The sequence below is a fragment of the Streptomyces sp. NPDC001714 genome, from assembly GCF_042892755.1.
In the GTDB taxonomy this organism is placed as follows: domain Bacteria; phylum Actinomycetota; class Actinomycetes; order Streptomycetales; family Streptomycetaceae; genus Streptomyces.
Genome location: NZ_JBIAUL010000004.1, coordinates 459,311 through 473,592 on the forward strand (window position 1 = coordinate 459,311; position 14,282 = coordinate 473,592).

Below are 14,282 nucleotides of genomic sequence, written 5' to 3' on the forward strand. Positions count from 1 at the left end.
AGGAGGGGACCGGGGATGACGGACCGGCATCATCTGCTCGTGCGCGGCACGACGTTCGCGGCTGTGGACGACCGCGGCGACATCAGCGGTGTGCGGGGCGGCGGTTCCCCGGACGGGTTATTCGTACGGGACGCCCGGCACCTCAGCCGCTGGCAGCTGACGGTGGACGGGGCGCTGCCGGAGGTGCTCACCCCGGTGGCCGACGGGGACGGCACGCGCTGTGTCCTGGTCCCGCGCGGCGGCCGCCAGGAACCGCCCGCGCACACGCTCTTCCGCGAACAGGCCGTCGGTGACGGCTCGTTCGTCGAGTCCCTGCGGGTCACCAGCAACCGTCCGGTACCGACCACGATCCGGCTTGCGATCACCGCCGACGCCGACTTCACCGACCAGTTCGAGCTCCGCGCCGACCACCGCACCTACACCAAGGCCGGCGCCGTCCGCTCCCGCCAGGTCCTCGAGGACGGTCTGGAGTTCGGCTACCGCCGGGGCGAGTGGCGGTCCTGTACGACGATCACCGCCGAGCCCGCCCCGGACGGCGTGGAGGAGACCGGGACCGGCGCCCGGCGGATGGTGTGGACGCTGGAGCTGGAACCGCACGGCACCACCGAGCTGCTGGTGCGGGTGATGGCACGCCCGCACGGCGACCGGCGGGCGTTGCGGGTGCCCCGCGACCCGGCCGCACTGAACGAACAGCTCCTCGCGCTGGAGGGCGAGTTCGTGGAGGGCGTGGCCTTCCCGACGGGCTGGCCGGAGCTGGCGGCGGCCTGCGCCCGCGGTCTCTGCGACCTCGCCGCCCTCCAGGTGCCGGCCACCGGCCCGGACGGCGAGGAGCTCAGGGTCCCGGCGGCCGGGGCCCCCTGGTTCCTCACCCTGCTCGGCCGCGACGCCCTCCTCACCTCCCTCTTCGCCCTCCCCTACCGCCCCGCCCTGGCCGCCGCCACCCTCCCGGCCCTGGCCGCCACCCAGGCCACCGAGACCGGCGCGCACTCCGTGGCCCAGCCGGGGAAGATCGTCCACGAGGTACGCCATGGCGAGCTGGCCCACTTCGGGCAGGTGCCGTACGGGCGTTACTACGGATCGGTCGACGCGACACCCCTGTTCCTGATCCTGCTCGGCGCGTACGTCGAACAGACCGGGGACGCGGAGACGGCCCGGCGGCTCGAACGCAACGCCCGCGCGGCCGTCGGCTGGATGCTCGACCACGGCGGGCTGACCTCGCGCGGCTACCTGGTCTACCGCGCGGACAAGGGCGGCCTCGCCAACCAGAACTGGAAGGACTCCCCCGGCGCGATCTGCTCCGCCGACGGCAGCCGGCCGATGGGGACCGTGATGGCGGCGGGGGCGCAGGGGTACGCGTACGACGCGCTGCGCCGGACGGCGTGGCTGGCGCGGACGGCGTGGGCCGACGAGACGTACGCGGCGCTCCTCGAACAGGCCGCCGGTGATCTGCGGGACCGGTTCCAGCGGGACTTCTGGATGCGGGAGGCGTCCTTCCCGGCGCTGGCGCTCGACGGGGAGGGCCGGCAGGTCGACGCGCTCGCCTCGGACGCCGGGCATCTGCTGTGGTCCGGCCTGCTGGACAAGGAGTACGGGGAGGTGGTCGGGCGGCGGTTGCTGGAGCCGGACTTCTTCTCGGGGTGGGGGGTACGGACGCTGGCCGCGGGGCAGGCGGCGTACCACCCGCTGTCGTACCACCGGGGATCGGTGTGGCCGCACGACAACGCGCTGATCGCGCTGGGGCTGGCCCGGTACGGGCTGCACGACGAGGCGCGGGCCGTGGCGCACGGGCTGGTGGACGCGGCGACGGCCGGCGGGCACCGGTTGCCGGAGGTGCTGGCCGGGTACGGGAGGGACTCGCATCCGGAGCCGGTGCCGTATCCGCATGCGTGCGTACGGGAATCCCGGTCGGCGGCGGCTCCGTTGGCGCTGCTCACTGCGGTGGGCGGGGCGTAGGAGGGGGGCGTGGGTCGGGTGCGGGTGTGGGGGGGCTGGTCGCGCAGTTCCTCCCCCAGCGCCCCTGAAGGGGCGCTGCCCGCAGCCCGGTGCCCAAGAAGCCGCGTCTCTGACCGGGCGTTGTGTTTGCCCGGTGTTTGCCGAAAGGCCTGAACCCGGGCCTGGAGAGAGCCGTACGGAATTGTGGCGGGTTCGGCCTCCGAGCGTCGGCCCGCCTTCCGTCCACGGGTCTCGCACGGAAGGACCTCCGGGTTGTCTCAGCAAACGAGCATTCGCCAGCCATCGGACGCGCCGTCCGGGCCGTCCGAACGCGAGGTCCCGCCGGAGGCGTCCGAGGTCCTGAAGTCCGAACGGGAAGCGGCTTCCGAGGCGCCCGGGATCCCTGAGCCCGATGCCGAGGCCGCGTCCGTCGACGAGTCGAGCGACGCCGCGTCCGAAGCCGGGCCCGAGGCCGAAGCCACTACTGGGGCCGAACCCGAGTCCATAGCCGCCGGGACCACCCCCGGATCCGAGGCCTCACCGGGCACCGAGGCCGAAGCAGCCGTCGAAGCCGGCACCGAGGCCGAAGCCGAGGCCACCGTCGAAGCCGGGCCGGAATCCGAATCCGGACCCGAGCCCGAGACGGCCGCCGGCCTCGACCCCGAAGCCGCCGACGTCGAACCCGAAGCCGCCGACGCACCCGCGACCGCCCCCGAAGACGCCCCCGAGCCCGTCCTCCCCGCCCCGGACGCCCCCCGCCCCCGGCGGCGCGGCTGGGCCGCCTGGAGTGGGCGGGTTCGGGAGCGGCGGGAGGCGTGGCGGGACGCGCATCCCACCGCCGCCTCCGTGCTGTCGACCGGCGTCACCGTGCTCTGCGCGGTGCTCGTGATCGCGGCGCTGGTGATGCCGAACACCGTCGTCGACCTGGGGCCCGCGAAGTTCGTGCGGCTGCCGTCCGAGGGGATCATCGCGGCCGCCGTCGCGCTGGCGCTGCCCCGGCGGCCCCGGACCGTGCTGGCCGCGGTGTTCGGCGTCGTGCTCGGCGCGCTGACCCTGGCCAACGCCCTCGACATGGGCTTCAAGCAGTACCTGGGCCGGAGCTTCAACCCCATCCTGGACTGGAGCCTGCTCGGCGACGCGGAGTCGTACCTGGAGGACACGCTGGGCCGGACGGCCACCCTCGCGGTCAGCGTCGGTGCCGTCGTCCTCGTGCTGCTGCTGTTCGTGCTGCTCGCGCTGGCGACGATCCGGCTGAGCAATCTGCTCGCCCGGCATCCCGGGCGGGCCACCCGCGGCACCCTGATCGCCGGTGTCGTCTGGATCACCTGCTCCTCCTTCGGCGTCCAGCTCGCCGGCGGCGTGCCGCTCGCGGCCGACAGCACCGCGACCACGCTGGAGATCAAGGCCCGCCAGGTGAAGGACACCCTGCACGACGAGGCGGAGTTCCAGAAGGTCGCCAAGGTGGACGCCTTCGGGAACACCCCGCCGGACCAGCTGCTGACCAGCCTGCGCGGCAAGGACGTGGTCTTCACGTTCATCGAGAGCTACGGCCGCAGCGCCATCGAGGACCCGATCGAGGCACCCGGCGTCGACAACACCCTCGCCGTCCGCACCCAGGCACTTGCGAAGGCCGGCTTCCACGCGAAGAGCGGCTGGCTGACGTCCGCGACCTACGGCGGCAGCAGCTGGCTCGGGCACTCCACGACCATGTCCGGGCTATGGGTGAGCAACCAGCAGCGCTACCGGACCGTGATGGCGAGCAACCACCTGAGCATCACCAAGGCGTTCCAGAAGACCGGTGACTTCGACACGGTCGGTGTGATGCCGGGTATCCAGAAGGGCTGGCCGGAGCAGAGCTACTACGGCCTCGACAAGGTCTACAACGCCTTCCAGCTCGGCTACGAGGGACCGAAGTTCAGCTGGTCGACGATGCCCGACCAGTACGCGCTGCAGCAGTTCCAGGACCGGGTGCACAGCAAGAAGCCGGCCGACGGCAAGTCCCGGATGTCGTTCCTGATCCTGACCTCCAGCCACCAGCCGTGGGCGCCGATCCCGAAGATGGTGCCGTGGGACCAGCTGGGCGACGGCTCGATCTTCAACGCCATCCAGAAGGCCGGCAACAAGGCGTCCGACGTCATCGCCGACACCACCAAGTCCCGCCAGGAGTACGGCAAGTCGATCCAGTACTCGGTGACCGCGCTCACCGAGTGGCTGGAGCGCTACGGCAACGACAACACGGTGCTCGTGTTCCTCGGCGACCACCAGCCGATCGCCCGGGTCAGCGGCAACCACGCCAGCCGTGACGTGCCGATCTCGATCGTCGCCAAGGACCCGAAGGTGCTTGACGCGATCGACTCCTGGAACTGGACCGACGGCCTGCGCCCGGCGCACGGCGCCCCGGTGTGGAAGATGAGCGCGTTCCGCGACAAGTTCCTGGCGGCGTACGGCTCCACGCCGCACCCGAAGACGAACTGAGCGTTCCCCGCGCCCCTTCGGGGGCGCGGTGCTCAGCCCCCTGAAGTGTCCAGTTCCGCGTCCTCGCCGATGCCCGCGCAGTCGTACGGGTCCTTCAGCCAGCCGTCCGGCAGCACCACCCGGTTGTTGCCGGACGTGCGGCCGCGGGGCCCGTCGGCGCCGGCGGGCCAGGGCTGGTCGAGGTCGAGTTCGTCCAGGCCGGCGCGGAGGTCGGCCAGCGAGGACGTGATGGCGAGCTTCTTGCGCATCTCGCTGCCGACCGCGAAGCCCTTCAGGTACCAGGCGACGTGCTTGCGGAAGTCGACCACGCCCTTGGACTCGTCGCCGAGCCACTCGCCGAGCAGGGTCGCGTGCCGGACCATGACCTCGGCGACCTCGCGGAGGGACGGCTTCAGGACGTCCTCCGGGCGGCCCTCGAAGGCGGCGACCAGGTCGGCGAAGAGCCACGGCCGGCCCAGGCAGCCGCGGCCGACCACGACGCCGTCGCAGCCCGTCTCGCGGACCATCCGCAGCGCGTCCTCGGCCGACCAGATGTCGCCGTTGCCGAGCACGGGGATCTCCGGGACGTGCTCCTTCAGGCGGGCGATGGCCTCCCAGTCGGCGGTGCCGCCGTAGTGCTGGGCGGCGGTGCGGCCGTGCAGCGCGATCGAGGTGACGCCCTCCTCGACGGCGATCCGGCCCGCGTCGAGGTAGGTGATGTGGTCGTCGTCGATGCCCTTGCGCATCTTCATGGTGACCGGGAGGTCGCCCGCGCCGCTCACCGCTTCCCGGAGGATGGCGCGCAGCAGGTTCCGCTTGTACGGCAGGGCGGACCCGCCGCCCTTCCGCGTCACCTTCGGGACCGGGCAGCCGAAGTTCAGGTCGATGTGGTCGGCCAGGCCCTCCTCCGCGATCATGCGGACGGCCTTGCCCACGGTGGCCGGGTCGACGCCGTACAGCTGGATGGACCGGGGCTTCTCGCTCTCGTCGAAGCGGATCAGCTGCATGGTCTTCTCGTTGCGCTCGACCAGCGCCCGGGTCGTGATCATCTCGCTGACGAACAGCCCCTTGCCCCCACTGAACTCCCTGCACAGGGTACGGAAGGGCGCGTTGGTGATCCCCGCCATGGGGGCGAGGACGACCGGCGGCCGGACGGTGTGCGGGCCGACCTGGAGGGGGGACGTGGGCTCGGGCATTCCCCCATTGTCCCGTACGCCGCACGGTGCTCGTCCGGTACTCGTCCGGCCTGTGGACAACCGCCTCTCGCGCGCCCCGCCGTCACGATCATGTATCACTCATTAGTTAGACGCACTATCGAAACGGGCGTACGATGGGGCGCATGCCCGAGCTCAGCCCCCGCCGCCGCATGCTCGTCCTCGCGATCTGCTGCATGAGCCTGCTCATCGTGAGTCTCGACACCACCGCACTCAATGTCGGCCTGCCGTCCATGCAGCGCGAGCTGCACGCGTCGACGGCGGGCCTGCAGTGGACGATCGACGCGTACACCCTCGTCCTGGCCTCGCTGCTGATGCTCGCCGGTTCCACGGGCGACCGGGTCGGCCGCAAGAAGGTCTTCATGACCGGCCTGGTCGTCTTCTCGATCGGCTCGCTGCTCTGCTCCCTCGCGCCGAACCTGGACTCGCTGATCGCGTTCCGCATGGTCCAGGCGGTGGGTGGCTCGATGCTCAACCCGGTCGCCATGTCGATCATCACCAACACCTTCACCGACCCGCGCGAGCGGGCCCGGGCGATCGGCGTGTGGGGTGCGGTGGTCGGTATATCCATGGCCGCCGGACCGCTGGTCGGCGGCCTGCTCGTGGAGTCGGTCGGCTGGCGCGCGATCTTCTGGGTCAACATCCCGGTGGGCCTGGCGGCCGTCCTGCTGACGCTGCGCTTCGTGCCGGAGTCCCGGGCGCCGAAGGCCCGCCGCCCCGACCCGGTCGGCCAGGTGCTGGTCATCGCCCTGTTCGGCTCGCTGACGTACGCGATCATCGAGGCGCCGACGGCGGGCGCCGGCACGGTCCTGCCCTTCGCCGCGGTGGCCCTCGCCGCGCTGCTGGGCCTGCTCTGGTACGAGCCCCGCCGCGACGAGCCCCTGATCGACCTGCGTTTCTTCGGCTCGGCGCCGTTCAGCGGCGCCACCGTGATCGCGATCAGCGCGTTCGCCTCGCTCGGCGGCTTCCTGTTCCTGTCCACGCTCTACCTGCAGAACGTGCGCGGCCTGGACGCCCTGCACGCGGGCCTGTGGATGCTGCCGATGGCGGTCCCGATGTTCCTGTGCGCCCCGCTGGCAGGCCGTCTGGTCGGCAGCCGGGGCCCGCGCCTGCCGCTGGTGATCGCCGGGGTCGCGATGACCGCGAGCGCGGTCCTGTTCGCCGCGTTCGAGGCGGAGACCTCGGACACCACCCTCTTCCTCGGCTACGTCCTGTTCGGCATCGGCTTCGGTTTCGTGAACGCCCCGATCACCAACACGGCGGTCTCCGGCATGCCGAGGTCCCAGGCGGGCGTCGCGGCCGCGGTCGCCTCCACCAGCCGCCAGCTCGGCCAGACCCTGGGCGTCGCGGTGATCGGCGCGGTGCTGGCGTCCGGGATCGGCTCCTCGTCGTACGCCGGCAGGTTCGTGGGCGCCGCCCGCCCCGGCTGGTGGATCCTGGCCGGCTGCGGCCTCGCAGTGCTGGTCCTGGGCGCGGTGACGAACGGCGGCTGGGCCCGCGCGACCGCCGACCGCACGGCGGCACGGCTGGAGTCCCCGGAGGTCCGGGAGGCCGTGGGGGCGGCGGAGCGGGTCTAGGGCCTGCGGTCAGCAGGAGCGGATCGAGCGCTGGTGGCGGGCCAGGACGGCCTGGCGCAGGGCGCCCAGGGCCAGGGACTGGAGCAGCGCCGAGACGACGACGGTGCCGACGAAGAACCAGTTCGGGGTGTCCGTGCGCCAGGCCGTCCTGCCGAGCGCCGAGAGCAGCGGGAACACCGGGAACGTGACCAGGGGCGGCCAGAGCCAGGCGTAGTCGGAGCCGTGCCCGTCCGCGTCGCCGGAGTCGACGGCCGCCTTGGCGATGACGACGGCGACCAGGACCAGGTAGGCCAGAGACAGGCGGTTGGTGAGCATCAGCCGGACAACGGTGCGGGCCGGGCCGGATTCCATCGTCTTCTCCCCCGTGGCCGGTCGTCGATTCGTCGATCCCTCTCCCCCCTGCATCGTCGGGGGAAGGCGGCGCCCCGGTCCTGAGTACGCGTACTCAGTTGTGCGAACGAATTCCCGTAACCAGGTCAGGAGTTCGGCGACGCCGCCCGCACCAGGTCGTACAGCTGTGCCAGGCGTTCCCGTGACTCCTCGTCCGTCGGTACGTACGTGACCATCCGCGCCCCGGTCTCGGGCTTCAGCCACAGGTCCGTGTGGTCCACGGAGAGGAAGCCCACGTACTGGTTGAGGAACTGCTTGGTCCTCGTGCGGGTGCCCACCACCTCGTACCGCTCCCAGTTCGCGCGGAACTCCGGGGACTCCGCCGTCAGACGCTTGACCAGCATCTTCCAGGCGGGCTCGCCGAGGTGACCGGCCATGGAGGCGCGGAGTTTCGCGGCCATCAGGCGGCGGGTCTCCTCCAGGTGCACGATGGAGCGCTGCCACTCGGGGTGGGTGTAGACGAGGATCATGCAGTTGCGGTCCTCGGGCGGGACCGCGTCGAGGTCGCACAGCAGGCGGGCGTAGGTGCGGTTGTAGGCGAGGATGTCGTAGCGGCTGTTCTGGACGCAGGCCGGGAGGGGCTCCAGGGCGCGGAGCATCTCGTGCATCGCCGGGGTGACGCCGGTACAGCTCGCGGCCGGGGTCGGGTCCACGGCTTCGGCCAGCTGGAAGAGGTGGGCGCGCTCGCTGGCGTCGAGCAGGAGCGTACGGGCGAGGGCGTCCAGGACCTGGACGGAGACCTGGATGTCCCTGGCCTGTTCGAGCCAGGTGTACCAGGTGACGCCGACCGCGGAGAGCTGGGCGACCTCCTCGCGGCGCAGGCCGGGGGTGCGGCGGCGGGTGCCGCGTGGCAGGCCCACCTCCTCCGGGGTGATCCGCTCCCGACGGCTGCGCAGGAACGCGGCCAGCTCCTGCCGCCGGATGCACGCGCTCCGTACCGGCGAAGCCTTCGTCTCACTCGCGGTGGTCGTCATGCCTCCAGCGTGCCGCCCCGCGGATCCTGTTGCCAGGTACTTCTGCTACCAGGATGAAGAGACTCTGGTACCAGTCTGAGTACCGGAGCAGGCTCGGGGTCATGACCGAAACCGTCACCACCGCGCCCGTACGGTCCCCGTCGGCGCCACCGGCGCTCGGCGGCCCCGGGCTGTTCACCGTGCTGCTGGCCGCCGCACTCCCTCTCATCGACTTCTTCATCGTCAACGTCGCCCTGCCCACCATCGGCGCCGACCTGCACGCGGGCGAGGCGGTCCTGGAACTCGTCGTCGCCGGGTACGGCGTCGCCTACGCCGTGCTGCTGGTGCTCGGCGGGCGGCTCGGCGACCTGTTCGGGCGCCGCCGGCTCTTCCTCGGCGGCATGGCCGCGTTCGGGCTGACCTCACTGGCCTGCGGACTCGCGCCCAGTGCCTGGACGCTGGTGGCCGCCCGGGTCGCCCAGGGCGCCGCGTCCGCCGCGATGCTCCCGCAGGTCCTCGCCACCATCCAGGCCGCCACCGCCGGCGGCCGCCGCGCCCGCGCCATGAGCCTGTACGGCGCCACCGCCGGCCTCTCCATGGTGGCCGGGCAGATACTCGGCGGGGTGCTGGTCGCCGCCGACATCGCGGGCACCGGCTGGCGCTCCGTGTTCCTCGTCAACGTGCCGGTCGTGGTCGTCGGGCTGGTGCTCGGCGCCCGTTTCGTGCCGGAGACCCGGTCGCAGAAGCCGGAGCCGGTCGACGGACCCGGCACCGTGCTGCTCGCCGTCTCCCTGCTCGCCCTCCTCGCCCCGCTCACCGAGGGCCGGGCGGCGGGCTGGCCGCTGTGGACCTGGCTGTCGCTGGCCGCGTTCCCGGGCGTGGCCGTCGCCTTCTACGCCGTGGAGCGCCACGCCGACCGCGCGGGCCGTACCCCGCTGGTCCCGCCCAGCCTGTTCGAACTCGCCTCGCTGCGCCGGGGACTGGTGCTGATGCTGCCGTTCTCGATCGGGTTCAGCGGGTTCATGTTCGTGATCGCCGTGGCCCTGCAGAGCGGGGAGCACCTGGGTCCGGTCCCGGCCGGGATGGCGCTCGCCCCGATGGCGGTCGTCTTCCTGTTCGTCTCGCTGGCCGGGCCGCGGCTGATCGCCCGGTACGGCAGCCGGGTGGTGACCGCCGGGTCCGTGATCCAGGCGGTCGGGCTGGTCCTCATCGTGCTCGCCGCCCGGCGGGACTGGCCGCACCTGGACTTCGCCGGGCTGCTGCCCGGGGTCGCGGTCGCCGGTGCCGGTCAGGCCCTGCAACTGCCCAACGTGCTGCGCCTGGTGATGTCCGAGATACCGTCGGCGCGGGCCGGGGTGGGCAGCGGCGTGATGGTCACCACCCAGCAGTCCGCGCTCGCCCTCGGCGTGGCGACCCTGGGCACCCTGTTCCTCTCCCTGGTCCCGCACCAGGGCATGCGGGACGCCCTGGTCACCACCTTGCTGGTGCAGCTGGCCCTGGTGGTGCTGACCGGCCTGCTCAGCCTGCGGCTGCCGCGCGCGGTGGGCTGACCGGCCCCCCGTGCGGCAGCGCCCCGAAGGGGCGCGAGGAACTGCGCGACCAGCCACGACGGCGCCGCACCCGCCGGACGGCATAGCGGGGCACCCCCGGCGGCGCACTCAGCCGCCGGGACCGCCCAGTTCGAACCACACGATCTTCCCGGTGCCGAGCCGAGTGGTACCCCACCTCCGCGCCAGCCGGTGCACCAGATAGAGACCGCGGCCGTGTTCGTCGGTGGCCTTGGCCTGCCGCAGCCTCGGCAGCTGCGGCACGTCGTCGCCGACCTCGCAGCGCAGCACGTCCGTGCGCAGCAGCCGCAGGCTGATCGGGCGGGAGGCGTGCCGTACGGCGTTGGTGACGATCTCGCTGACCAGCAGCTCGGCGGTGTCGGTGAGGTCCTCCAGACCCCAGCCGGCCAGGGCCTGCCGGGTCAGCCGGCGGGCCCGGCCGGGGGCGCCGACCTCCGGCTCCAGGGTCCAGTACGCCACGTCGCTCGGCGCGATGCCGTCGAAGCGGGCGGCGAGCAGCGCGATGTCGTCGTCGCGGTCGCCCGGCCCGAGCATGTCGAGCACCTCGTCGCACAGGGCTTCGAGCGGCGGCGGCCGGTCGGGCCCGGTCAGCTGGGCGGTGGCGGCGAGCTTCTCGCGCAGCTGCTCGATGCCGGTCCACACGTCGCGCAGCCGGGACTCGACCAGGCCGTCGGTGTAGAGGAGCAGGGTGGCCCCGGTGGGGGCGTCCAGCTCGACCGCCTCGAAGTCGATGCCGCCGACGCCGATCGGGGCGCCCGGCGGCACCGTAAGGACCTCCGCCTTGCCGCCCGGGTGCAGCAGGATCGGCGGCGGATGACCGGCGTTGGCGACGGTGATGCGGTGCGAGACGGGGTCGTAGACGATGTACAGGCAGGTGGCCATGCGGTCGGTGCCGAGCCGCTGGGCCTGTTCGTCGAGGTGGTGCAGGACCTCCTGCGGGGGCAGGTCGAGGCCGGCCAGGGTCAGCGCGGTGGTGCGCAGCTGGCCCATGACGGCGGCCGAGGTCATGGAGTGGCCCATGACGTCGCCGACGACCAGCGCCACCCTGCTGCCGGGCAGCGGGATCGCGTCGTACCAGTCGCCGCCGACCCGCGCGGTCTCGGCGGCGGGCAGGTAGCGGGAGGCGAGCCGGACGCCGGTGGGCCGGGGCAGGGTCTGCGGCAGCATGGCGCGCTGCAGCCGGTCGGCGATGAAGGCCTCCCTGCTGTAGAGGACGGCCTTGTCGACGCCGAGCGCGGTGTGGGTGGCGAGCTGGGCGGCGACCAGCAGGTCGGCGGGCTCGAACGCCGGGCGCTCGGGGCGGCGCAGGAAGACCACCGCGCCGGTGACCCGGCGGCGGCCGCGCAGCGGGGCGAGGATCGCGTGCGAGCCGACCCAGTCGTTCAACGCGCTCTCCGGGCCGACGAGTTCGCCCAGTGCGGCGCGGGTCGGCGGGGTGTCGGCGAACACCGGCCGGACCCCGCGCAGCACCTCGGCGAGGGCACCGCCGGGCACCACCTCGCTCCAGTCGGAGGCGTCCAGGTCGTCCTGCTCGTCGTCCACCGTCTCCACGGGCCAGACCAGCTCGGCGCCGGGGCCCTTGAGCCGGTCGGTGCGGCGCAGTCGCAGCACGGCCGGGCCGTTGGGACGTTCGTCGCCGACCGGCAGCGGGTCGCGCAGGTAGACGAGGGCCGCGTCGGAGTACGTCGGTACGGCGGCCCGGCACAGGCCGAGCACGATCTCGTCGGTGTCGAAGCCGCGGGCGATCCGCCGGGTGGCGGCGCCGACGTAGCGCAGGCGGTCCTCGTCGGGGGCCTTCGGCGCGGCGGGCGGCGCGGCGGCGTGGGTGTCCTCGCGCACGCCGAGCGCGGTCTGCGCCGACAGCGCGTCGGCCAGGGCGATGTCGTCCTCCACGAAGTCCTCCCGGTCCGGGCGCCGCAGGAACACCGCCACACCCACGACGGCGTCGGGGGCGCGCAGCGGGGCGAGCAGGACCCGGTTCCCCTGCGGGAGCCGGATCGCCGACCCGAGGAGTTCGTCGAGTGCCTTGTCCATGTCGTCCGGCCCCCGGCCGCGCGCCCTGCCGCACCGCAGCAGGGCGGCGAGCGCGCCGTCGGGCGCCACCGGTCTCGACTGCGGGGGCATTCCGCCCATGGCGCCGCCGAGTTCGGTGGGCACCCCGTCCAGCTCCAGGCGCTCGGGCTCCGAGCCGTCCGGCGGGCGGTCTCCGAGGTAGACGAAGATCCCGTCCGCCAGGTCCGGGACCGTCACCCGGTACAGCTCACGGACGGCCTGGGCCGCGTCTTCGGCGCGCGCGATCCGGCGGCCGGCAACGGCCAGGAAACGTTGAGGATCCGGCAGCATCGCCTCTCCGTGCCGGTGGCCGCTTCACAAGGTCGCTTTCATCTTGAGCCAGGGTCAATTCCCTGTCCAGGGTTTCCGCCGGTAGACCAAGTCCGGCTCATGATCCGGAGGTTGGGACGGGACGTCCGCGAACACACCCTCAGGTCCGCCCTGACCTCCCCCTCGTCCCGCGCGGCCGGGCCTCGTCCGCCGTGTGAACTCCGGGGACATCCTCGCCAAAACCCGGTGAAGAATTCCCCGTTGATGTTGGTCTTGCTGCACACTCCTTGCCGTCGACCCGCCGTCGACACGTGCCGAACAGCAGACCGGGCACAGACTCCGGAGGCGTCAATGTCGCAGATCGACGAGAGCAAGGTCAGCCGCTGGGACCAGCACGGCCGGGAACACGTGGTCCGGGTGCAGCGCACGGGTGTGCAACGCACGATCAAATGCGACACCTGCGGCTGGCACAAGGGCGCGCAGTTCCTGCCCTGGCTGAAGGCGCAGGAGCATCTGGCCGAGGCCCACCAGGCCACCGTGGACCCGGCGGGCACCCAGCCCTCGCGATGACTTTCCGCGGGCCCGGAAGTCGTAGCTGAGACCGCGCCCACCGGAAGGACGACCGATGACCGTCTCCCCGCTGCACGCCACTCTGCGCCGCCACGTCGAGGCCGGCACCGTTCCCGGAGCCGTGGGCCTCGTGGCCCGCGGCGACGACGTCGAGGTGGTGGCCGTCGGGCACACCGACGTCGAGGGGTCCGCCTCGATGGCCCGGGACTCGCTCTTCCGCATAGCGTCGGTCACCAAGCCGATCACCGCCGCCGCGGTGCTGATGCTGGTGGACGAGGGCCGGATCGGGCTCGGCGACCCGGTGGCCGACTGGCTCCCGGAGCTGGCCAAGCCGATGGTGGTCCGTACGCCCGCGAGCCCCGTGGACGACGTGGTGCCGGCGGTCCGCCCGGTCACCGTCGAGGACCTGCTCAGCTTCCGCTCCGGCTGGGGCCTCGCCGCCGACTTCGCCCTGCCCGCCGTGCGGGCCCTGTCCGCGGTGCAGGACCACAGCCGTCCCTTCGGGGACTGGCCGGACCCGGACACCTGGCTGGGCCTGCTGGCCCAGGTGCCGATGCTGCACCAGCCGGGCGAGGCCTGGCTGTACGGCACCTCGTCCGCCCTCCAGGGCATCCTGGTGGCCCGGGTGTCGGGCCGTACCCTCCCCGACTTCCTGGCGGAGCGGATCTTCGAGCCGCTGGGCATGCGGGACACGGCGTTCGAGGTGCCCGCGCCGAAACGGCACCGCTTCACCTCGTCCTACGCCCCGGCCGCGGACGGCACCCTGCGTCTGACGGACACCCCGGACGGCGCGTACAGCAGCCTGCCGGGCTTCCCCTCGGGCGGCGGCGGCCTCGTCTCCACGGCCGACGACTGGCTGGCGTTCGGCCGGCTGCTGCTGAACGCGGGCGCCGCCCCGGACGGCCGCCGGCTGCTGACCGCCACCTCGGTGAGCCGCATGACCACCAACCACCTGACGGCGGCCCAGCGCGAGAGCGCCGCCCTCTTCCTGGAGGGCCAGGGCTGGGGGTACGGCGGCTCGGTCGACGTCACCCCGGCCGGCCCCTGGTCGGTGCCCGGCCGCTACGGCTGGGTCGGCGGCACCGGCACCACCGCGCACCTCGTCCCGGCGACCGGTACGGTCACGGTCCTGATGACCCAGGCGGCCATGACGAGCCCGGCGCCGACCGCGATGATGCGGGACTTCTGGCGGGTCGCCGCCTAGCCCGCGCGTTACGCCGTTCGAGTGAGCCTCCGGGGAAGAACCGCGAGGTCAGGGCGCCCGTCGCCACCTGCGGACTTTACCGGGCCGAGAGCGGCGGC

At 72.9% G+C, this 14,282-nt stretch carries 10 protein-coding genes; 6 read left to right on the top strand and 4 right to left on the bottom strand.

The window, feature by feature from the left end; all coding sequences use genetic code 11:
• Positions 1-15 precede the first annotated feature (15 nt).
• Together ACFY0P_RS13710 and ACFY0P_RS13715 are read left to right on the top strand one after the other, a co-directional pair.
• Positions 16-1,953 (top strand): glycogen debranching N-terminal domain-containing protein, encoded by a 1,938-nt coding sequence (locus ACFY0P_RS13710; RefSeq protein WP_388911164.1) that lies wholly within the window; start codon positions 16-18, stop codon positions 1,951-1,953.
• Between the two features lie 882 nt (positions 1,954-2,835).
• A complete protein-coding gene (locus ACFY0P_RS13715; RefSeq protein ID WP_388911477.1) occupies positions 2,836-4,407 on the top strand; it encodes a sulfatase-like hydrolase/transferase in 1,572 nt (523 codons plus the stop codon).
• A gap of 32 nt (positions 4,408-4,439) precedes the next feature.
• On the opposite strand, the gene dusB is transcribed toward ACFY0P_RS13715, so the two are convergent.
• Positions 4,440-5,582 (bottom strand): tRNA dihydrouridine synthase DusB, encoded by a 1,143-nt coding sequence (dusB, locus tag ACFY0P_RS13720; RefSeq protein WP_388911166.1) that lies wholly within the window; start codon positions 5,580-5,582, stop codon positions 4,440-4,442.
• A gap of 143 nt (positions 5,583-5,725) precedes the next feature.
• Here dusB and ACFY0P_RS13725 point away from each other — a divergent pair, with 143 nt between their 5' ends.
• The gene (locus ACFY0P_RS13725) at positions 5,726-7,177 is read left to right on the top strand and encodes an MFS transporter (protein ID WP_388911169.1); all 1,452 of its coding nucleotides are present in this window, start codon (positions 5,726-5,728) and stop codon (positions 7,175-7,177) included.
• Positions 7,178-7,186: 9 nt separating this feature from the next.
• On the opposite strand, the gene ACFY0P_RS13730 is transcribed toward ACFY0P_RS13725, so the two are convergent.
• Together ACFY0P_RS13730 and ACFY0P_RS13735 are read right to left on the bottom strand one after the other, a co-directional pair.
• Entirely contained in the window at positions 7,187-7,528 is a 342-nt protein-coding gene (locus tag ACFY0P_RS13730) for an SCO4225 family membrane protein (protein ID WP_388911172.1), read from the bottom strand.
• A 125-nt stretch (positions 7,529-7,653) separates the two neighbouring features.
• Complete coding sequence (locus tag ACFY0P_RS13735) at positions 7,654-8,541, bottom strand: helix-turn-helix transcriptional regulator (protein WP_388911174.1); 888 nt, start codon at positions 8,539-8,541, stop codon at positions 7,654-7,656.
• A gap of 101 nt (positions 8,542-8,642) precedes the next feature.
• Here ACFY0P_RS13735 and ACFY0P_RS13740 point away from each other — a divergent pair, with 101 nt between their 5' ends.
• The gene (locus ACFY0P_RS13740; protein WP_388911177.1) at positions 8,643-10,070 is read left to right on the top strand and encodes an MFS transporter; all 1,428 of its coding nucleotides are present in this window, start codon (positions 8,643-8,645) and stop codon (positions 10,068-10,070) included.
• A 108-nt stretch (positions 10,071-10,178) separates the two neighbouring features.
• Here the strand turns inward: ACFY0P_RS13740 and ACFY0P_RS13745 are convergent, their stop codons facing one another.
• On the bottom strand, positions 10,179-12,431 hold the full coding sequence (locus ACFY0P_RS13745; protein ID WP_388911180.1) for a SpoIIE family protein phosphatase: 2,253 nt from the start codon (positions 12,429-12,431) through the stop codon (positions 10,179-10,181).
• Between the two features lie 330 nt (positions 12,432-12,761).
• Here ACFY0P_RS13745 and ACFY0P_RS13750 point away from each other — a divergent pair, with 330 nt between their 5' ends.
• Together ACFY0P_RS13750 and ACFY0P_RS13755 are read left to right on the top strand one after the other, a co-directional pair.
• Entirely contained in the window at positions 12,762-12,980 is a 219-nt protein-coding gene (locus tag ACFY0P_RS13750; RefSeq protein ID WP_388911183.1) for a hypothetical protein, read from the top strand.
• 55 nt (positions 12,981-13,035) lie between these two features.
• Complete coding sequence (locus ACFY0P_RS13755) at positions 13,036-14,184, top strand: serine hydrolase domain-containing protein (RefSeq protein WP_388911186.1); 1,149 nt, start codon at positions 13,036-13,038, stop codon at positions 14,182-14,184.
• Positions 14,185-14,282: the final 98 nt, after the last annotated feature.

Excerpts from the sequence above, each read along its gene's own strand:
- ACFY0P_RS13710 (WP_388911164.1), top strand. The coding sequence starts at position 16 with ATGACGGACCGGCATCATCTGCTCGTGCGCGGCACGACGTTCGCGGCT.
- ACFY0P_RS13715 (WP_388911477.1), top strand. The coding sequence starts at position 2,836 with ATGCCGAACACCGTCGTCGACCTGGGGCCCGCGAAGTTCGTGCGGCTG.
- dusB (WP_388911166.1), bottom strand. The coding sequence starts at position 5,582 with ATGCCCGAGCCCACGTCCCCCCTCCAGGTCGGCCCGCACACCGTCCGG.
- ACFY0P_RS13725 (WP_388911169.1), top strand. The coding sequence starts at position 5,726 with ATGCCCGAGCTCAGCCCCCGCCGCCGCATGCTCGTCCTCGCGATCTGC.
- ACFY0P_RS13730 (WP_388911172.1), bottom strand. The coding sequence starts at position 7,528 with ATGGAATCCGGCCCGGCCCGCACCGTTGTCCGGCTGATGCTCACCAAC.
- ACFY0P_RS13735 (WP_388911174.1), bottom strand. The coding sequence starts at position 8,541 with ATGACGACCACCGCGAGTGAGACGAAGGCTTCGCCGGTACGGAGCGCG.
- ACFY0P_RS13740 (WP_388911177.1), top strand. The coding sequence starts at position 8,643 with ATGACCGAAACCGTCACCACCGCGCCCGTACGGTCCCCGTCGGCGCCA.
- ACFY0P_RS13745 (WP_388911180.1), bottom strand. The coding sequence starts at position 12,431 with ATGCTGCCGGATCCTCAACGTTTCCTGGCCGTTGCCGGCCGCCGGATC.
- ACFY0P_RS13750 (WP_388911183.1), top strand. The coding sequence starts at position 12,762 with ATGTCGCAGATCGACGAGAGCAAGGTCAGCCGCTGGGACCAGCACGGC.
- ACFY0P_RS13755 (WP_388911186.1), top strand. The coding sequence starts at position 13,036 with ATGACCGTCTCCCCGCTGCACGCCACTCTGCGCCGCCACGTCGAGGCC.